19 protein-coding genes are annotated in these 19171 nt (G+C 70.0%); 7 read left to right on the top strand and 12 right to left on the bottom strand.

Annotated features, from left to right (window positions below; all coding sequences use genetic code 11):
* The first annotated feature begins 16 nt into the window (after positions 1-16).
* A complete protein-coding gene (galK, locus tag ACIA8X_RS28860; protein WP_393455179.1) occupies positions 17-1192 on the top strand; it encodes a galactokinase in 1176 nt (391 codons plus the stop codon).
* Here galK and ACIA8X_RS28855 read toward each other — a convergent pair.
* Complete coding sequence (locus ACIA8X_RS28855) at positions 1122-2144, bottom strand: hypothetical protein (RefSeq protein WP_393455182.1); 1023 nt, start codon at positions 2142-2144, stop codon at positions 1122-1124. The genes galK and ACIA8X_RS28855 overlap by 71 nt on opposite strands.
* A 205-nt stretch (positions 2145-2349) precedes the next feature.
* Here ACIA8X_RS28855 and ACIA8X_RS28850 point away from each other — a divergent pair, with 205 nt between their 5' ends.
* Positions 2350-3123 carry a hypothetical protein gene (locus ACIA8X_RS28850; protein WP_393455185.1) on the top strand — a complete coding sequence of 258 codons (774 nt, stop codon included), beginning with the start codon at positions 2350-2352 and terminating at the stop codon, positions 3121-3123.
* Here ACIA8X_RS28850 and ACIA8X_RS28845 read toward each other — a convergent pair.
* On the bottom strand, positions 3097-5226 hold the full coding sequence (locus ACIA8X_RS28845) for an NACHT domain-containing protein (protein WP_393455188.1): 2130 nt from the start codon (positions 5224-5226) through the stop codon (positions 3097-3099). The genes ACIA8X_RS28850 and ACIA8X_RS28845 overlap by 27 nt on opposite strands.
* Positions 5227-5313: 87 nt before the next feature.
* Positions 5314-5769, bottom strand: coding sequence for a GNAT family N-acetyltransferase (locus tag ACIA8X_RS28840; RefSeq protein ID WP_393455560.1), 456 nt, complete (start codon positions 5767-5769; stop codon positions 5314-5316).
* A gap of 271 nt (positions 5770-6040) precedes the next feature.
* Here ACIA8X_RS28840 and ACIA8X_RS28835 point away from each other — a divergent pair, with 271 nt between their 5' ends.
* Positions 6041-6814, top strand: coding sequence for a LuxR C-terminal-related transcriptional regulator (locus ACIA8X_RS28835; protein ID WP_393455191.1), 774 nt, complete (start codon positions 6041-6043; stop codon positions 6812-6814).
* 111 nt (positions 6815-6925) lie between these two features.
* On the opposite strand, the gene tamR is transcribed toward ACIA8X_RS28835, so the two are convergent.
* A complete protein-coding gene (gene tamR / locus ACIA8X_RS28830) occupies positions 6926-7423 on the bottom strand; it encodes a MarR family transcriptional regulator TamR (protein ID WP_093904744.1) in 498 nt (165 codons plus the stop codon).
* Positions 7424-7518: 95 nt separating this feature from the next.
* Between tamR and ACIA8X_RS28825 the strand changes: the two genes are divergently transcribed.
* The 3 genes from ACIA8X_RS28825 to ACIA8X_RS28815 all read left to right on the top strand — a co-directional run bounded on the left by ACIA8X_RS28825 (position 7519) and on the right by ACIA8X_RS28815 (position 8935).
* Complete coding sequence (locus ACIA8X_RS28825; protein WP_399459449.1) at positions 7519-8328, top strand: trans-aconitate 2-methyltransferase; 810 nt, start codon at positions 7519-7521, stop codon at positions 8326-8328.
* Positions 8328-8696: a glyoxalase gene (locus tag ACIA8X_RS28820; RefSeq protein ID WP_393455198.1), complete on the top strand. Its 369-nt coding sequence runs from the start codon at positions 8328-8330 to the stop codon at positions 8694-8696. The genes ACIA8X_RS28825 and ACIA8X_RS28820 overlap by 1 nt, the downstream gene beginning before the upstream one ends.
* Before the next feature lie 65 nt (positions 8697-8761).
* Positions 8762-8935, top strand: coding sequence for a CsbD family protein (locus tag ACIA8X_RS28815; protein WP_393455201.1), 174 nt, complete (start codon positions 8762-8764; stop codon positions 8933-8935).
* Positions 8936-8975: 40 nt separating this feature from the next.
* Here ACIA8X_RS28815 and ACIA8X_RS28810 read toward each other — a convergent pair whose 3' ends face one another.
* Positions 8976-9653, bottom strand: a complete 678-nt coding sequence (locus ACIA8X_RS28810) for a TetR family transcriptional regulator (protein ID WP_393455204.1) — start codon at positions 9651-9653, stop codon at positions 8976-8978.
* Positions 9650-10660 carry an acyl-CoA desaturase gene (locus tag ACIA8X_RS28805; RefSeq protein WP_393455207.1) on the bottom strand — a complete coding sequence of 337 codons (1011 nt, stop codon included), beginning with the start codon at positions 10658-10660 and terminating at the stop codon, positions 9650-9652. The genes ACIA8X_RS28810 and ACIA8X_RS28805 overlap by 4 nt, the downstream gene beginning before the upstream one ends.
* Positions 10661-10968: 308 nt before the next feature.
* Here ACIA8X_RS28805 and ppc point away from each other — a divergent pair, with 308 nt between their 5' ends.
* Complete coding sequence (gene ppc, locus ACIA8X_RS28800; RefSeq protein WP_399459448.1) at positions 10969-13710, top strand: phosphoenolpyruvate carboxylase; 2742 nt, start codon at positions 10969-10971, stop codon at positions 13708-13710.
* Positions 13711-13788: 78 nt separating this feature from the next.
* On the opposite strand, the gene ACIA8X_RS28795 is transcribed toward ppc, so the two are convergent.
* The 6 genes from ACIA8X_RS28795 to glmU form a co-directional block, all read right to left on the bottom strand.
* On the bottom strand, positions 13789-14457 hold the full coding sequence (locus ACIA8X_RS28795) for an LPXTG cell wall anchor domain-containing protein (protein WP_393455213.1): 669 nt from the start codon (positions 14455-14457) through the stop codon (positions 13789-13791).
* A 138-nt stretch (positions 14458-14595) separates the two neighbouring features.
* On the bottom strand, positions 14596-15084 hold the full coding sequence (locus tag ACIA8X_RS28790) for a hypothetical protein (RefSeq protein ID WP_393455216.1): 489 nt from the start codon (positions 15082-15084) through the stop codon (positions 14596-14598).
* A gap of 65 nt (positions 15085-15149) precedes the next feature.
* Positions 15150-15752, bottom strand: a complete 603-nt coding sequence (gene pth, locus ACIA8X_RS28785; RefSeq protein ID WP_393455219.1) for an aminoacyl-tRNA hydrolase — start codon at positions 15750-15752, stop codon at positions 15150-15152.
* A gap of 96 nt (positions 15753-15848) precedes the next feature.
* On the bottom strand, positions 15849-16445 hold the full coding sequence (locus ACIA8X_RS28780; RefSeq protein WP_393455222.1) for a 50S ribosomal protein L25/general stress protein Ctc: 597 nt from the start codon (positions 16443-16445) through the stop codon (positions 15849-15851).
* Between the two features lie 187 nt (positions 16446-16632).
* Positions 16633-17613, bottom strand: a complete 981-nt coding sequence (locus ACIA8X_RS28775) for a ribose-phosphate diphosphokinase (protein WP_393455225.1) — start codon at positions 17611-17613, stop codon at positions 16633-16635.
* Positions 17614-17687: 74 nt separating this feature from the next.
* Positions 17688-19136 (bottom strand): bifunctional UDP-N-acetylglucosamine diphosphorylase/glucosamine-1-phosphate N-acetyltransferase GlmU, encoded by a 1449-nt coding sequence (gene glmU / locus ACIA8X_RS28770; RefSeq protein WP_399459447.1) that lies wholly within the window; start codon positions 19134-19136, stop codon positions 17688-17690.
* Between the last annotated feature and the right edge of the window lie 35 nt (positions 19137-19171).

The following is a 19171-nucleotide window of genomic DNA, read 5'->3' as shown; positions in this document are numbered from 1 at the left end:
AGGTCAGGGTCAGGGGATGAGCGTCGACACGGCAGCCGCGGTCGCCGAGCGGTTCAGGGAGCTGTACGGGGCCGAGCCGGAGGGGGTGTGGGCCGCGCCGGGCCGGGTCAACCTGATCGGCGAGCACACCGACTACAACGACGGCTTCGTCATGCCGTTCGCGCTGCCGCACACCGCGGTCGCGGCGGTCTCACGGCGCGAGGACGGCGTGCTGCGGCTGCACTCGGCGGACGTCGAGGGCGGCGTCGTGGAACTGCGGCTCGACGACCTGGCCCCCGAGTCGGACCGGAACTGGACGGCGTACCCGTCGGGCGTGCTCTGGGCCCTGCGTGAGGCCGGCCACGCGGTGACCGGCGCCGACATTCACCTGTCCTCGACGGTCCCGGCGGGCGCGGGCCTGTCGTCGTCGGCGGCGCTGGAGGTCGTGGTCGCACTCGCCCTGAACGACCTCTACGACCTGGGCCTGAAGGGCTGGCAGCTGGCCCGCCTCTGCCAGCGCGCGGAGAACGTCTACGTCGGCGCCCCGGTCGGGATCATGGACCAGACGGCGTCCGCCTGCTGCGAGGCCGGCCACGCCCTGTTCCTCGACACCCGCGACCTCTCCCAGAAGCAGATCCCCTTCGACCTGGCCGCCGAGGGCATGCGCCTGCTGGTCGTCGACACCCAGGTCAAGCACTCCCACAGCGAGGGCGAGTACGGCAAGCGCCGCGCGGGCTGCGAGAAGGGCGCCGCGCTGCTCGGCGTCGACGCGCTCAGGGATGTCGCCTACGACGACCTGGACGCGGCGCTGGACCGGCTCGGCGACGACGAGGAGGTACGCCGCCTGGTGCGCCATGTCGTCACCGAGGACCAGCGCGTCGAGCGCGTCGTCGCCCTGCTGGAGTCGGGCGAGACCCGAGCCATCGGCCCGGTCCTGACGGAGGGCCACGCCTCGCTGCGGGACGACTTCCGCATCTCCTGCCCCGAGCTGGACATGGTCGTGGACACAGCCCTGGCGAGCGGCGCCCTGGGCGCCCGCATGACGGGCGGCGGCTTCGGCGGCTCGGCGATCGTGCTGGCGGAGGAGGCCGACGTCGAGACCATCACCAAGGCCGTCGAAGAGGCCTTCGCCTCCGCCGGGTTCACCGCGCCCCGGGTGTTCGAGGCGGTGCCGGCGGCGGGGGCGCGGCGGGTGAGCCGGCCTCAGGCCTGATGTTCCCGGCCCGGGAGAACAGCAGAGCGGGCGAGCCGGACCTCGGCCGCGGCTGACCGCGGCGCCCGGCTCGTCGACGAGCCGCCAGCGGGACCCCGACGAGGGTCAGGGCGAGGTGGACGGTCAAGGGGCGGGCGCTCCCGTAGTGGGCGGTGAGACGGGAGCGCAGGCCCTCGACGCGGGCGGCCAGTTCGGTGAGGGAGAAGGCGCCCAGCGTCGCGCTGGTCGTCAGGCCGTCGGCCCGGTCGAGGGCGAGATCGTGCAGGTCGTCGAGGAGTTGGAAGACGTACCCCAGCTCGCTGAGCAGCTCCCGCTCCGGCCCGGACATCCCGGGGCGGAGCAGGGAGAGCAGGGCGACCATGCCGAGCCCGCCCTTTCCCCGCGTGATCTCCAGGACCTCCGGCAGGGTGATCCCGGGGTCCCGCTGGGCGCGGGAGCGCAGTTGGAACGCGTGCAGCTCCCGCAGGAGGGGGTGGATCGGGTCGTCGGGCGGGTGGGGCAGCCGTACGACGAGGGCGGCGTGCAGGAGGAGCAGCAGTTCCTCCGGACGGGAGTGCGGGCGGAAGGGCTCACCCTCGAACAGGGACGCCAGGTCGGTGTCGAGCCCCTCCCGGTCGCCGTGGTCGACGAGATCGTCGTAGAGGCGGGTGAACGAGCTGCCCAGGACCGTCAGTTCGGCGTCGAAGGGCACGTGCGCCATGGACGCGTACCCCCACATGGCGAACCCCACCTTCACGGCGGTGCCGAGCAGGGTCGCGCGGATCGTGCGGCGCAGGGCGGGGTCGGGCACCGTGCGCTCGACCAGGGGAAGCACGGTCCGGTCGAAGGCACGCACCACCTCCCGGGAGTCGGCGCACAGGAACCTGGCGAGCGCACCCCAGCCCCGCGCCGAGACGGCACACCGTAAGACCGCCGCCGCATCACCTCGTGTGTCGCTCCTTGCCTCCCCCATGCCGTGAAGCCTTACCGTGGGCCGTTGCGCGTAGTCCATACCGTCGCAACGCCGTGCGCCCCTCGCGCACCCAAGAGGGAGGTGACGGCGGGCGGCGTTCGGGTACGGTCTTAACGGGGGTAACACCGGTCCGGAATGGACGGTCGATGTGGACACTTCACCAGGAGCAGCCGAATCGCCGGGCCGACCGGGCCGCCGTGGCGGCGTGCTGAGGCCCGATCTGCAAGTGCCGCTGTATCCGACGGATTCGAGAGCCGCGGCCCTGGCCAGGGTTCTTCTCGTACGGCTGACCGCGCCCCGCTTCGCCGAGGCGCAGCGGGCGAACCGGCGGGGCTTCGCGCTGATCCTGGTGCTCCTGGTCGCCGTGCAGTTCGTGGTGGCACCCGAGGCGCGGCCGTACCTGAGGTGGGTCGTCGCGGCACTGGCGCTGTGGCTGCTGGCCCGCGTGTTCGCGCTGGGCAGGACGGAGAAGCGGCAGCGCCACTACGAGCAGCGGTGGCTGGCGACGCAGAGCGCGGCCCTGCGCGACACCTGGTTCGAGGTCGTACGCTGCACCGTTCAGGGGCGCCAGGGACCCGGGCCGGCTCGCCGGAACGAGTCGAGCTACGAGCTGGCACGCTCCGACGACGTGCGGGACCTGCTGGACAGACAGGCGGCGGAGCGGGAGTCGGGGCCGACCTCGCGGATCACCGTCGAGTTCGGGTTTCCGCTGCCCGGGCGACAGTACTCGGCCGTCGGCGCGGTCTACGCGGATCTCACGGACATCGAACTGGTCGTCACCGCGGGGCGGGTGCGCTCCGGCGGCGTCCGCTTCCCCGAGGCCGCCTACCACGCCGAGGCGTCCCGGACCCGGCAGGGCAGCTACTGGCCGAGCCGCACCACGTTCTGGGTCCTGGGCACACCCCTGCTCTTCACGGCCTCGCCCGACGGGCTCCCCGCACCGGCCGACTCGTCAGCCGGCGGCCGTCTGATCGGCTGAGCCCGTCGGCGCCGGGGCGACGGCCGGGCGGACGGCGGCCAGGTGGTGCTGGAGGCTCGCGTGCCGGAACTGGTACTGCGCGCCCGTGGAGCGCAGCACGCCCAGCCGGTACGCGTCGTCGAGGAAGGTGACCAGGTGCCAGGGGGTACGGCCGTGCCAGGCCAGCCACCACCGGGTCGTGTTGAAGTGGCCCCAGGCGCTCGTCGACAGCACGACCATGCCCAGTCCGGCCCCGGCGAGCAGCGCGCCGACCAGGGCGCCGGCGATGCCCGTCAGTGTGGCGGACGCCGAGAAGACCAGGTCGTAGCGCGCCTTGTGGATGCCGGCGGTGGCCAGCAGGCCGCCCACGGCCGCGCCCGCCACGGAGCCGAACAGCCACGCGTACAGCACCGCGTCGCGGTCGTCCCGCAGTGACCTCAGCGGGGTGACCGCCTGCTTCGGCTCGGTGGGGCGGGTGAACCGGCGAGCGGTCGAGAAGACGACACCGTAGGCCAGACCGGCCGCGATCCCGTACGTCACCGGGTACAGCAGCCCCGCGATGAGCCCTCCCGTGACCGCCCCGATCAGGCCGAACGCGAGGTCGAGGAACAGGGGCCGCAGGACCAGACGCCGGTGCTGTGCGGAGCGGCGTGGCGCGAACCGCCGTGGCGGCTCCGTGCGGACGAGGCCGAGGAGCGGGCTGAAGACCAGGCCGACCGAGCCGCCGAAGAGGGCGCCGAACGCGGGCCGCCCGAAGAGGCCGAACAGGAGCAGACCGAGCAGACAGCAGGCCACCGTGCCGATCACCCCGGGTATCACGACGAAGGCGTACCGCGGCACACCCGCCAGCTCGCGCAGCTCCCACCAGCGCAGATCGGCGGCGCCGTGTTCCCCGTCGCGGCGGCGGGAGTCCAGCCGTTCGGCGAGGAACCGCAGATACCGCAGCGCCGCGGGCGCCGGCCAGTGGCGTGCGGGACGGCCCGGGTTGCCGTCGTCGGCACCCACGGGCGGCGAGTCGAAGACGACGGGGACGAACATGTCGAGCAGATACGCCTCGATCGCCTCGCCGGTACGGAACCGGCCGTCGTCGAGGAGTTCGCTCGGTGAGCTGCCCCGGGGCTGGTAGGTGGCCCGGGTCAGGAAGAGCAGCAGCGGTCGGGACAGCGCGGTGGCCAACGGCCCCGTCGGGTCGGTCCGCAGACTGTGCAGGACGGGTGCCCAGCGGTCCAGGTCGTCGGGGAAGTGGGACTCCAGATAGGCGATCGAGTCCTCGACCGCGACGGGCAGCAGACGCACGATGCGGCTGTCCGGCAGCGGCTCCTCGGCCGTCGTCGCGTGGAACTCCTCGGTACGGCAGGTCAGGACGGTGTCCGTCGGCAGGTGCGTGTTCTCCCGCAGGGCACGCAGCACCTGCCCCCGCGCCTCGGGAGGCAGTTCGTCGAGACCGTCGAGGACCGGGAGCAGCCTGCGGTGGACGAGCAGTTCCCTGGCCGCACCGGAGCCGTACTTCACGGTGTCGCCGAGGAACCGGTAGTCCTCGGTCAGGCGCCGGACGATCCAGTCCTGGAAGCTCGTCTCCGGATCCCAGGCGGAGAGTTGGAGCAGTACGGGGATGCGCGCGAGGTCGCCCCGGCGGCACAGCGCGAGGGTCAGCTCGACACATAGGCCCGTCTTGCCGGATCCCGCGTCGCCGACGATGACCAGGCGGGAGGGGTGGGCGAGGTAGTCGTCGACCAGCGCGTCGAGGACGCCCTGCCGGGTCAGTGGGCCGGTGTCCCCGGCGGGCGTCGTGCGGGAGGGCGGTTCGCGGACGGTGTCCCACAGGACGGGGATGCGGTCCACTTCCAGGTGCTGTCTGCGACGGCCCGCCTCGGTGGTCCAGTGCCGCTCGATCGCGTGGTTCAACGCGGCCGCGGCGGCATCGAGCCGGTCACCCTCGCTGGGCTCGGCGTTCCATGCCCAGGTGCGCTGGAAGAGGGACCTGGCGGGCGAGGCGATCAGAAGCGTCCCACCGATCCCCAGGGCCGCCGTCACCGGCTCAAGGCCGAACCGGATCACCGCCCAGACGGCCACCGCGATCCCGGCCAACCAGAGAGCCAGGGTCCACCGCTCTCGGCTCGTCATGCAGTCATGAAATCCCAACTCGACCTGGGCGTCCATAGGGTGACGGATCATCGCCTTGACATCACACCTGTCTGCCCCCCCCGCAGCTCACCCCAGCCGTTTGGTGAGCGTGTACTCCGTGATCCCCGGCGGATAGTCCGGGATCACGCACACCACGTCATATCCGCGCTTCTTGTAGAACTCCGGCGCCTGGAAGTCCCACGTCTCCACGCGTGCGGCCGTGCAGCCCCGTTCAAGGCGGGCCATGCGCTCCGCGCGTGCGAGCAAATGCGAACCGAGACGGACGCCGCGATGGCGTTCGTCGACCCAGAGGTACGTCACATGGAGCCAGGTGGTCCAGGTGTGACCGACCAGCCCGCCGGCCACGTCGCCGGAGTCGTCCAAGGCCCATACCTGGAGCGGAAGTTCACGTTCACCTGGGGTTCCGCGCAGGGCGCGCAGGATCGGGGAGGCCGCGGTGTTGGTGTCCCGCAGCCGCCGACGGAGCAGATCCTGCCGTGACTTGTCGACTTCTGTCTCCAGACGAAACATGCGGCTCACCATAAACGCGTCGGCCAACCAGTTCTGCAAATTACCTTCCGCTCCTGCCCCCCGCCCGTACTCTGATGAGCAGCACCGGTGGGGGCCGGTGCTGATCAGGGGGCGAGACAGGTCGGGTACGACGCCCGAAGTGGGGGTAGCAGTTCTTGCACGGCGGCGGCCGTGCGGCCATCCGTGCTTCGGGCATCGTGCCCGCGAAGGTGTTCGTCTCCCGGTGTCGTCCTGTGACGATGGGGTATCCCCCGCTCTTCGAGAGCTTGGGGAAGGGGGTTTCGTGCTTCGCATCCGAGTCCTGGTCGTCGACGACCATCGCATCTTCGCCGAGTCGCTCGCCGCCGCACTGGCAGCCGAGCCCGATGTCGACGTCTCCGCCGCGGGCAGCGGTCCGGCCGCGCTGCGCAGTCTGGAGCGTGCGGCGGCGGAGGGGCGACGGTACGACGTGCTGCTCGTCGACGCCGACCTGGGCGGCAATGTGCCGGGCGTCCGGCCGGCCGTACCCGTTCAGGAGGTGGGCGAGGACGGGCTCGTCGACGGCATCTCGCTGGTCGCCGGGGTCCGTTCCGGGCAGCCCGCCGTACGGATCGTCGTCCTCGCCGAGAAGGACGATCCGCGCCGGGCCGCGCTCGCCCTGCAGGCCGGGGCGTCCGGCTGGGTGGCCAAGGACTGCTCACTGTCCCGGCTGCTCACCGTCATCCGCGGCGTCCTGCGCGACGAGACCCATCTGCCGCCCGCCCTGCTCACGGGCGTCCTGCGGGAGCTGACGGCCGCGCGCAAGCACCGCACCGAGAGCGAACGGCTGGTGGAGTCGCTGACGCCGAGAGAGCGTGAAGTCCTGCGGTGCATGGTGGCGGGACTGGGCCGCAAGGCAGTCGCCGAGCGCCTGTACCTCTCCCCCCACACCGTCCGCACCCACATGCAGAACGTCCTCGGCAAACTGGGCGTCCACTCCACCCTGGCCGCGGTCGCGCTCGCGCGCCGGGCCGGGGTAGGGCCGGTGGACCTGGGCCCGACCGCACGGATCTTGCCGGAGGAAAGCAGCAGCGCATGACCAGTGCCCTGGGCGGCAACGCCGCTCCAGGGGCGCGGGGAACTGCGCGACAAGCCAAAACGGCGCCGCAGACAACAAGACGGCCTATTTGCGGCTTCCCCAGCGGAGCGTTCACCCAGGGATGTTGTCGAACGGCGCCGTCAGCTGCCGCAGCAGACCGGCCAGTTCCCCCCGCTGCGCCCGCGAGAGCTCGGAGAGAATCGCCCGCTCCTGATCCAGCAGACCGGCGAGCGCCTGATCCGCCCGGTCGCGGCCCTCGTCGGTGAGGCGGACCAGCACACCACGCCGGTCACTGGGGTCGGGGAGTCGCTCCACCAGCCCCTTCTTGGCCAGCCGGTCGATACGGTTCGTCATCGTGCCCGAGGTGACCAGGGTCTGGGTCAGCAGCTGCCCCGGAGAGAGCTGATACGGCGTCCCCGCGCGCCTCAGCGCGGTCAGCACGTCGAACTCCCAGGGCTCCAGGCTGTGCTCGGAGAAGGCCAGCCGACGTGCGCGATCCAGATGCCGGGCCAGTCTGCTCACCCGGCTGAGCACCTCGAGCGGTTCCACGTCGAGGTCCGGGCGCTCCCGGCGCCACGCTGCGACCAGCCGATCGACCTCGTCCTCCATGACGATCAGTGTAGTGGTTGTGTCGACGTGAAGTCTCTTGACGTCAAGATATCTATGGGGGCAGGCTGGAGAGCGAGAGACAGGAGGCCTCCGCCATGTCCGCTGCCGCCGCCCCCACCTGGGACCCCGCCCAGTACCTGCGCCACGCCGACCACCGCGCCCGCCCCTTCACCGACCTCCTCGCCCGCGTCCCCGACCTGCCAGGTGAACGCCCCCGCATCGCCGACCTCGGCTGCGGCCCCGGCAACGTCACCGCCCTGCTCGCGCAGCGCTGGCCCACCGCCCACATCACCGGCTACGACAACTCTCCCGAGATGCTCGACAAGGCTTACGCCGAGCACGAAGGGCCGACGCCGGGCGGCGGGCGCCTCGACTTCGCCCACGCCGACGTACGGACGTGGACGCCCGAGGAGCCGTACGGCCTGATCGTCAGCAATGCCACGCTCCAGTGGGTGCCGGGGCACGCGGACCGGTTCGCGGACTGGGTACGGGGCGTGCGCCCCGGCGGCACCTTCGCCTTCCAGGTCCCCGGCAACTTCGACGCCCCCAGCCACCGCCTGATGCGCGACCTCGCCCACCGGCACGACCTCGCCGGCACCCTGCGCCACGAGGACGCCGTGCTCGCCCCGGAGACCTATCTGGGCAAGCTGGCCGACCTGGACTGCACGGCGGACGTGTGGGAGACGACGTACATCCACCTCCTGACCGGCGAGGATCCGGTGCTGGACTGGGTGAAGGGGACCGGACTGCGCCCCGTCCTCACGGCCCTCGCCGACGCCCCCGACCAGCGGGAGGCCTTCCTGCGCGACTACCGGACCGCCCTGCGCGAGGCCTATCTGCCCGGCCGGCACGGCACGCCCTTCCCGTTCCGCCGGATCTTCGCCGTGGCCCGCAAGGAGGCCTGATGATCACCGCCGTCGACCATGTCCTGCTCGCGGCCCCGCCGGGATCCGAGGAGCGGCTGCGGACGTACTACGTGGGCGTCCTCGGCATGACCGAGATCCCCAAGCCGGCCGCGCTCGCGGCACGCGGGGGCTGCTGGTTCCAGGCGGGGAGCGTGCAGCTGCACCTCGGCATCGAGAGCGACTTCCGACCCGCGACGAAGGCGCATCCCGGGCTGCGGGTCACCGGGATCGAACGGTACGCCGCGCGGCTGGCGGCGCGGGGAGCGCGGGTGGAGTGGGACGAGACCCTGCCGGGGCACAGGCGGTTCTACTCGTACGACCCCCTTGGCAACCGGCTGGAGTTCCTGGAGCCCGTGACCCCTGTTTGAGCCGTCCGGCGGAGGGTCACCCGCTGAGTGACACCCCGACGTCGAACCTTGCGGGAGTGAGAAACGTGGCGAAGGAAGAGAAGGCCAGGGCCAAGAAGGAACAGATCAAGGGCAAGGCCAAGGAAGCGATGGGCCGCATGGTCGGCAACGAGCGAATGACCGCCGAAGGCAAAACCGAGCAGATGAAGGGCGACGCGCGCCAGGCGAAGGAGAAGGGCAAGGACACCTTCAAGCACTGACGCGCAGGGCCGGGAACTGACGCACCCGGCGCCGCGCGCATCAGTTCTTCCGGCGCCCTATCAAGTGCGGCTTCGCCTCCAGGCCGTCCAGCCCGTGCCACGCCAGGTTCACCAGATGCGCCGCCACCTCCGCCTTCTTCGGACGGCGGACGTCCAGCCACCACTGGCCGGTCAGGGCGACCATCCCGACCAGGGCCTGCGCGTACAGCGGGGCCAGCTTGGGGTCGAAGCCGCGGCTCTTGAACTCGCGGCCCAGGATGTCCTCCACCTGGGTCGCGATGTCCGAGATCAGCGAGGCGAAGGAACCCGTCGACTGGGGGATGGGCGAGTCGCGGACCAGGATGCGGAAACCGTCCGTGTACTCCTCGATGTAGTCCAGGAGCGCGAACGCCGCCTGCTCCAGCAGCTCACGCGGATGCCCGGCGGTCAGCGAGCCGGTCACCCCGTCCAGCAGGCGCCGCATCTCGCGGTCCACCACCACCGCGTACAGCCCCTCCTTGCCGCCGAAGTGCTCGTACACCACCGGCTTGGACACCCCGGCCTTCGCCGCGATCTCCTCCACCGACGTGCCCTCGAAACCCTTCGCGGCGAACAGGGTGCGACCGATCTCCAGCAGCTGCTGGCGGCGCTCCGCACCGGTCATCCGGGTACGGCGCGTCCGCCGAGGCTTCTCGTTGCTGGGGGTACTGCTGGAGTCGGTCGCCACGGCGTCAATCATGCCGTCTTTACGGGTTCCTTCCGGCGCTGGGAACCGCCTTCCTCGGTGTTCCGGCGCGAATCGATACGCGAGCGTGACGGCCAGCGCACGTCATAGGCCCAGCCGAGCATCTCGCACCAGCGGATGATCCGCGCCGAGGAGTCGATCTGCCCGCGCTCCACACCGTGCCGCGCGGACGTCGGGTCGGCGTGGTGCAGGTTGTGCCAGGACTCACCGCACGACAGGACCGCCAGCCACCACACGTTGCCCGAACGGTCACGCGACTTGAACGGCCGCTTGCCCACCGCGTGGCAGATCGAGTTGATCGACCACGTCACGTGGTGCAGCAGGGCCACCCGGACGAGCGACCCCCAGAAGAAGCCCGTGAACGCGCCCCACCAGGACATCGTCACCAGACCGCCGATCAGCGCGGGCAACGCCAGCGACAGGATCGTCCAGGAGATGAACTGACGGGAGATCGCGCGGATCGCGTTGTCCTTGATCAGATCCGGCGCGTACTTCTCCTGCGGCGTCCGCTCCTCGTCGAACATCCATCCGATGTGCGCCCACCACAGGCCCTTCATCAGCGCCGGGACGGTCTCCCCGTAACGCCACGGGGAGTGCGGGTCACCCTCCGCGTCGGAGAACTTGTGGTGCTTGCGGTGGTCGGCGACCCAGCGGACCAGCGGACCCTCCACCGCCATCGAGCCCGCGACGGCGAGCGCGATGCGCAGCGGACGCTTCGCCTTGAAGGAACCGTGCGTGAAGTAGCGGTGATACCCGATCGTGACGCCATGGCAGGCGAAGAAGTAGAAGAAGGCCAGCAGACCGAGGTCCAGCCAGCTCACGCCCCAGCCCCACACCATCGGCACCGCGGCGGCGAGCGCCAGGAACGGGACGACGATGAAGAGAAGGAGCGCGAACTGCTCGACCGACCCCTTCTTCTCGCCGCCGAGGGTGGCTGAGGGAAGTTGGGTGTCGTCGTTCGCCTTCGGGGCGTCTTCGATCACATCGGAGCTCGTGGTCATGGGCGTCCCCTGTGGGGTTTCGAGGGTTGTGGCAGATGCCGGGGCTGTGGGAACTGTTCCCAGGTTCCGTTAAAACGGTCCCTACGGTTCCGTAACCTACGGCGTCGTAAGTATGGCAGTGCGCTGCCCGGCGGCAAGAGCCCGAGAGTCTGCGCGTCCGCATGCACACCTATCCTGGTGTCGGTCGGACAGCGCGGTCCGCTCTGATTTCTTCCCGGATGTCAGGAGCCGTATGCGGCACTCGCCGCGCGGCCCTCGGCCCCGGGTTCCCTCCCGGACGAGCTTCAACACTGCAAGGAGCCGCACCTGTGAGCAGTGCCGACGACCAGACTGTGTCCCAGACGACCACGAGCACTGAGCTGCGAGCCGACATCCGCCGACTGGGTGACCTCCTGGGTGAGACCCTCGTCCGGCAGGAGGGCCCCGAGCTGCTCGACCTCGTCGAGAAGGTCCGCCGCCTGACCCGCGAGGACGGCGACGCCGCCGCCGAGCTGCTGCGCGGCACGGAGCTGGAGACCGCGGCCAAGCTGGTCCGCGCCTTCTCCACCTACTTCCACCTGGCCAACGTCACCGAGCAGGTCCACCGCGGCCGCGAGCTGCGCGCCAAGCGTGCCGCCGAGGGCGGCCTCCTCGCCCGCACGGCCGACCGTCTCAAGGACGCCGACCCCGAGCACCTGCGCCAGACGATCGAGCACCTCAACGTTCGCCCGGTGTTCACGGCCCACCCCACCGAGGCCGCCCGCCGCTCCGTCCTCAACAAGCTCCGGCGCATCGCGGCGCTCCTGGAGACCCCGGTCCTCGAAGGCGACCGCCGCCGCCACGACACCCGACTGGCCGAGAACATCGACCTCGTCTGGCAGACGGACGAGCTGCGCGTCGTACGCCCCGAGCCCGCCGACGAGGCCCGCAACGCCATCTACTACCTCGACGAACTCCACGCCGGCGCCGTCGGCGACGTCCTGGAGGACCTCACCGCGGAACTGGAGCGCGTCGGCTACCAGCTCCCCGACACCACCCGCCCCCTCACCTTCGGCACCTGGATCGGCGGCGACCGCGACGGCAACCCCAACGTCACCCCTCAGGTGACCTGGGACGTCCTCATCCTCCAGCACGAGCACGGCATCAACGACGCCCTGGAGATGATCGACGAGCTGCGCGGCTTCCTGTCGAACTCCATCCGCTACACCGGCGCCACCGAGGAACTCCTGGAGTCCCTCAAGGCCGACCTCGAAAACCTCCCCGAGATCAGCCCCCGCTACAAGCGCCTCAACGCCGAGGAGCCCTACCGCCTCAAGGCCACCTGCATCCGGCAGAAGCTGGAGAACACCAAGCAGCGCCTCGCCAAGGGCATCCCGCACGAGACCGGCCGCGACTACCTCGGCACCGGCGAACTGCTCGCCGACCTCACCCTGATCCAGACCTCGCTGCGCGAGCACCGGGGCGCGCTGTTCGCCGACGGCCGCATGAACCGTACGATCCGCACCCTGTCCGCGTTCGGACTCCAGCTCGCCACCATGGACGTACGCGAACACGCCGACGCCCACCACCACGCCCTCGGCCAGCTCTTCGACCGCCTCGGCGAGGAGTCCTGGCGCTACGCCGACATGCCCCGCGACTACCGCTCCAAGCTCCTCGCCAAGGAGCTCAGGTCGCGCAGGCCCCTCGCGCCCACCCCGGCACCCGTCGACGCGGCCGGCGAGAAGACCCTCGGTGTCTTCCAGACCGTCAAGCGGGCCCTCGCCGTCTTCGGGCCCGAGGTCATCGAGTCGTACATCATCTCGATGTGCCAGGGCGCCGACGACGTGTTCGCCGCCGCCGTCCTCGCCCGCGAGGCCGGCCTCATCGACCTGCACGCCGGCTGGGCCAAGATCGGCATCGTCCCGCTCCTGGAGACCACCGACGAGCTCAAGGCCGCCGACACCATCCTGGAGGACATGCTCTCCGACCCGTCCTACCGGCGCCTGGTCGCGCTCAACGGGGACGTGCAGGAGGTCATGCTCGGCTACTCCGACTCCTCCAAGTTCGGCGGCATCACCACCTCGCAGTGGGAGATCCACCGCGCCCAGCGCCGCCTGCGCGACGTCGCCCACCGCTACGGGGTGCGCCTGCGCCTCTTCCACGGCCGCGGCGGCACCGTCGGCCGCGGCGGCGGCCCTTCGCACGACGCGATCCTCGCCCAGCCCTGGGGAACCCTGGAGGGCGAGATCAAGGTCACCGAGCAGGGCGAGGTGATCAGCGACAAGTACCTGGTGCCGTCACTGGCCCGGGAGAACCTGGAACTGACCGTCGCGGCCACCCTGCAGGCCTCCGCCCTGCACACCGCGCCGCGCCAGTCCGACGAGGCTCTCGCCCGCTGGGACGCCGCCATGGACGTGGCGAGCGACGCGGCCCACGCCGCCTACCGCAAGCTCGTCGAGGACCCGGACCTGCCGTCCTACTTCCTCGCGTCGACGCCGGTGGACCAGCTCGCCGACCTGCACCTCGGCTCGCGGCCCTCCCGCCGCCCCGGCTCGGGCGTCTCGCTCGACGGCCTGCGCGCCATTCCGTGGGTGTTCGGCTGGACGCAGTCCCGGCAGATCGTCCCGGGCTGGTTCGGCGTGGGCTCCGGTCTGAGGGCGCTGCGCGAGGCCGGCCTGGACACCGTGCTCGACGAGATGCACGAACAGTGGCACTTCTTCCGCAACTTCATCTCCAACGTCGAGATGACGCTGGCGAAGACCGACCTGCGGATCGCCGCGCACTACGTCGACACCCTCGTACCGGACGAGCTCAAGCACGTCTTCGACACCATCCGCGCCGAGCACGACCTCACCGTCGCCGAAGTCCTGAAGATCACCGGCGAGAGGGAACTCCTCGACGCCGCTCCGGTCCTCAAGCAGACCTTCGCCATCCGCGACGCCTACCTGGACCCCATCTCCTACCTCCAGGTCACTCTGCTCAAGCGCCAGCGCGACGCGGCGGCAGCGGGCGCCGAGGCCGACCCGATCCTCGCCCGCGCCCTCCTCCTCACGGTGAACGGCGTGGCGGCAGGCCTGCGCAACACCGGCTGACCAGCGAAAAGAGCGGTGCCCCCGTGCTCGTACGAAGCACGGGGGCACCGCTCTTTTCGGCTCTACTTCCGCTCCGGGTCAGGCCTTGCGACGCCGGAACACCAGGTACCCGCCCGCACCCAGCAGCGCCGCCGCAGCCGCGGACAGCAGGCCCACCGGGGCACCGTTCCCGGTCTCGGCGAGGTCACCCTCGGCGCCGCCCTGCGGTGAGGGTGACGACGACGGGGCGGCCTCGGCGGACGGGGACGGGCTCGCGGCCGGCTCGGTCGTGGAGTCGCCCGGAGTCTCGGACGCGGGCGCGGACGGCGTGTTCGTGGTGCCGCCGCCCTGCTCCCCGTCCTCGCAGTCCGTCCAGAACACCTTGTGTTTGGCGGACCCGTTCTCTCCCTCGAAGTTCCAGAACAGCTTGTAGTGCCCGTCGGGCAGGGTCATGTCCAGCGTGCGGCCGTGGCCTTCGCCGTCCAGCGTGATCGCGCCGGACTTCACGGTCGCGCCCTTGACGGCGGCCGTCGGGGCCCAGGCCTCGATGTGCCAGCTGACCTGCTGGACGCTGTCGAAACCGAACGCGTCCAGGTAGAACTCGCACACGTGCGGTTCGTTCTTGCGCAGTTCTTCGCCGGTGGCGGCGTCATGGATCTTTACGGTGCCGTTGTCTCCGGGAGCGGTTGCGTGGGCGGCGGCCGGAGTGCAGAGCAACGCGGCCGCGGCGACGGCGGACAGGGCACCGGCGCGATTGAGGGTACGCATGGGGCAGTAGTCCATCTTCGAGAAGGAACGGGAAGATGTGGAGGGGGCGGCTCAGCTTCCGGCCGGGACTGACTCCAGGTCAATCACGAACAGGGAACGAACAGAATTTCCACAGGTGCGGCCGCTCCTGGCATGCCGTCAGACCACCACAAATGCCGCCGTGAGCAAGGCGACCCCCGACCCCGCCAGCACCCACGCCACCCGCGTCCGCCGCAGCCCGCCCGCCACCACGACCGACGCCAGCAACAGCGCCCCGCCGAAGGGAACCCAGGCATAGAGGATGCCCGCGGGTCCGGACCGTACGACATCGTCGCTGCCCGGCTTGATCACGACCGTGTACGTCTGCCCCTTGCGCACGGCCACGTTCTTCTCGATGACGACCGACTCACGCCGCTGCGACCCCGCCGAGATCGGCGTGTACGGCCCACTGCACGTTTCCGCACCACACCGCGCCACCTCGATCGTGCCGCTCTCCCGCCCCTTCGTGAGCATCACATGCTGGGCGGTGCCCCACGACGCCCACACACCCGCGATCAGGATCAGCACCGCGACCGTACCCATCGTCGCGAGGCGCCCGAACCGCAGCGCGGCCACGGCACCCTGACTGGAGACAACGGCAGAAGGCATGGCCGCGATCCTTGGCCATGCCCCTACGCCCGGTCAACCTCGGCCCGATCGAGCGGGCGGACAAGTCAGGAGTTGTACGTGCTTTGCGCCCGCTCCAACCCCTCGATCACCAGACACTCCACCGCATCCGCCGCCCGGTCCACGAAGTAGTCGAGCTCCTTGCGCTCCGCCGACGAGAAGTCCTTCAACACGAAGTCCGCCACCGGCATACGACCCGGCGGCCGCCCGATCCCGAACCGCACCCGGTGATAGTCCGAACCCATCACCTTCGTCATCGACTTCAGCCCGTTGTGCCCGTTGTCCCCACCGCCCAGCTTCAACCGCAGCGTGCCGTGGTCGATGTCCAACTCGTCATGGACGGCGACGATGTTTCCCAACGGCACTTTGTAGAAGTCCCGCAGCGCGTTCAGCGGTCCGCCCGAGAGATTCATGTACGACATCGGCTTCACCAGGATCACCCGCCGGTTCAGCGGCCCGGGCGGCCCGATCCGCCCCTCGATGACCTGCGCCTGAGCCTTACCGGCCCGCTTGAACTTCCCCCCGATCCGCTCCGCCAGCAGATCCGCCACCATGAAGCCGACGTTGTGCCGGTTCATGGCGTACTCGGGCCCCGGATTGCCGAGGCCGGCGATCAGCCAGGGGGCGCTCGGATCGGTCGTCACGTCCATCTCTCCTTGATACGCGCCAGCCGCTGCCCCGTACGGGAACAGCGGCTGACGAACCGATGACAGAGCCGAGGATCACGCCTCTGCCAGACCCGAGAATCAGGCCTCGGCGACTTCCTCGCCCTCGGCGCCCTCGCCCTCCGGGGCCTCCTCGGCCTGCGCGGACAGGACCTGCAGGACGACAGCGTCCTCCTCGATGGCCAGCGTGGTGCCCTTCGGCAGCGTGATGTCCTTCGCGAGGACGGAGGCACCGGCCTCCAGACCCTCGACGGACACCGTGACCGACTCGGGGATGTGCGTGGCCTCGGTCTCGACCGGCAGCGCGTTCAGGACGTGCTCCAGCAGGTTGCCACCGGCGGCCAGCTCGCCCTCGGTGTGCACCGGGATCTCGACCGTGACCTTCTCGCCGCGCTTGACCAGCAGCAGGTCGACGTGCTCCAGGTAGCCCTTGATCGGGTCACGCTGCACGGACTTCGGAATGGCCAGCTCGTTCGCCTTGCCGTCGATGTCCAGGGCGATCAGGACGTTCGGCGTACGCAGCGCGAGCAGCAGGTCGTGACCCGGCAGGGTCAGGTGCAGCGGGTCCGAACCGTGGCCGTACAGAACGACCGGAACCTTGCTGTCACGACGGATACGACGCGCGGCACCCTTGCCGAACTCGGTGCGCGTCTCGGCGCTCAGCTTCACCTCGGACATACGGATCACTCCTCGTAGAACTAGAAACGGACGTGGTCACCCGGCCACGAACGGCCTGCTACGAAGAGCGCGTCGATAACGGACAACCGACACCTGCGCCAACAGGTACGGCCTCCCTCGCCGAGCAACTGAAGCAGTCTACTCGGACAGGAAGGCCGTACCAAAAGGATCTTTACCGCGAGGATCTCTACTGCTCGTCGAACAGGCTCGTCACCGAACCGTCCTCGAACACCTCACGCACCGCACTCGCGATCGTCGGCGCGATCGACAGCACCGTCAGCTTGTCCAGATCACGGCTCAGCTCACCCGGCGTCGGCAGCGTGTTCGTGAACACGAACTCGCTCACCCGGGAGTTCTTCAGCCGGTCGGCCGCGGGGCCGGACAGCACACCGTGCGTCGCCGTCACGATGACGTCCTCGGCACCGTGCGCGAACAGGGCGTCCGCCGCGGCACAGATCGTCCCACCGGTGTCGATCATGTCGTCGACCAGGACACACACCCGGCCCTTGACCTCACCCACGACCTCGTGGACGGTCACCTGGTTCGCCACGTCCTTGTCGCGCCGCTTGTGCACGATGGCCAGCGGCGCACCCAGCCGGTCACACCAGCGGTCGGCCACCCGCACCCGCCCGGCGTCCGGCGAGACGACCGTCAGCTTCGCCTTGTCGACCTTCTGGCCCACATAGTCCGCGAGCAGCGGAAGCGCGAAGAGGTGATCGACCGGGCCGTCGAAGAAGCCCTGGATCTGGTCCGTGTGCAGATCCACGGTCAGGATTCGGTCCGCACCGGCCGTCTTCATCAGATCCGCGATCAGACGCGCCGAAATCGGTTCACGCCCACGGTGCTTCTTGTCCTGCCGCGCGTAACCGTAGAACGGCACGATGACCGTGATGGAGCGGGCCGACGCACGCTTCAGCGCGTCGATCATGATCAGCTGCTCCATGATCCACTGGTTGATCGGAGCCGTGTGGCTCTGGATCACAAAGCAGTCCGCGCCACGCGCCGACTCCTGGTAACGGACGTAGATCTCGCCGTTCGCGAAGTCGAAAGCCTTGGTCGGGACGACCCCGACCCCCAGCTGCTGGGCGACCTCCTCGGCAAGCTCGGGGTGGGCGCGGCCGGAGAAGAACATCATCTTCTTCTCGCCGGTCGTCTTGATCCCGGTCACAGCTGTCTCCTCAGAGGTGTCTCAACTGGGTTGCACTTATCACGGTACGCCGTGTTTGACGCACCCGTTTCCGGTCAGTCCTTGCCCTCGACCTGCCGAGACGCCGCCTCGGCCGCCTTCGCGGCCCCGCTGCCCGGACGCTTACGAGCCACCCAACCCTCGATATTCCGCTGCTGACCACGGGCCACGGCCAGCGAACCGGGCGGCACATCCTTCGTGATCACGGACCCGGCAGCGGTGTACGCACCGTCCCCGATCGTGACAGGAGCCACAAACATGTTGTCCGAACCGGTACGGCAGTGCGAACCGACAGTCGTGTGGTGTTTGTCCTGTCCGTCATAGTTCACGAACACGCTCGCGGCACCGATGTTCGTGTGCTCACCGATCGTCGCGTCCCCGACGTAGGAGAGATGCGGCACCTTCGTGCCCTCACCGATCGAGGCGTTCTTCGTCTCGACGTACGTACCGATCTTGCCCTTCGCGCCAAGACGCGTCCCCGGACGGAGATAGGCGTACGGCCCCACAGTCGCCTGCGGCCCCACGACGGCGCCGTCGGCCACTGTGTTGTCCACCCGCGCCCCCGCACCGACCTTGGTGTCCTTCAGCCGGCTGTTCGGCCCGACCTCCGCACCCTCACCGAGATGAGTGGAACCCTGGAGCTGGGTGCCCGGGTGGACGATCGCGTCCTGCTCGAAGGTCACGGCCACGTCGACCCAGGTGCTCGCGGGGTCGATCACCGTGACGCCGTCGAGCATCGCGCGGGTCAGGAGCCGGTCGTTGAGGATGCGACGCGCCTGGGACAACTGCACACGGTTGTTGATCCCCGCGATCTCACGGTGATCGGCGGCGACCGAGGCACCGACACGGTGACCGGCCTCGCGCAGAATCCCCAGGACGTCGGTCAGGTACTCCTCGCCCTGACTGTTGTCCGTACGCACCTTCCCGAGCGCGTCGGCGAGCAGCTGCCCGTCGAACGCGAAAACCCCGGAGTTGATCTCCCGGATCGCCCGCTGCGACTCGCTCGCGTCCTTGTGCTCGACGATCGCGGTCACGGCACCGGAGGCACCGTCGCGCACGATCCGCCCGTAGCCCGTCGCGTCCGGGACCTCGGCGGTCAGCACGGTGACGGCGTTGCCGTCGGCGGAGTGGGTCGCCGCGAGGTGGGTCAGGGTCTCGCCGGTGAGGAGCGGAGTGTCGCCGCAGACGACGACCACGGTCCCGTCGACCGAGCCGCCGAGCTCCTCCAGGGCCATCCGCACGGCGTGCCCCGTGCCGTTCTGCTCGGCCTGCACGGCGGTGCGCACGCCGGGGTCGATCTCACCGAGATGCGCGGTGACCTTCTCCCGCGCGTGCCCCACGACCACGACCAGGTTCTCGGGCTGCAACTCACGCGCGGCGGCGAGCACATGACCCACGAGGCTGCGTCCGCAGATCTCGTGCAGGACCTTGGGTGTGGCCGACTTCATACGGGTGCCCTCACCCGCTGCGAGTACGACGACGGCTGCCGGGCGAATGGCGCTCACGGGATGCCCTTCGGCTGTGGAGGGGGTGGGGTGAC

This window comes from Streptomyces sp. NPDC051738, from assembly GCF_044453205.1.
GTDB lineage: Bacteria > Actinomycetota > Actinomycetes > Streptomycetales > Streptomycetaceae > Streptomyces.
Note: the sequence above shows the minus strand (reverse complement) of the source record. Positions and strands in the feature narration are given on the sequence as shown.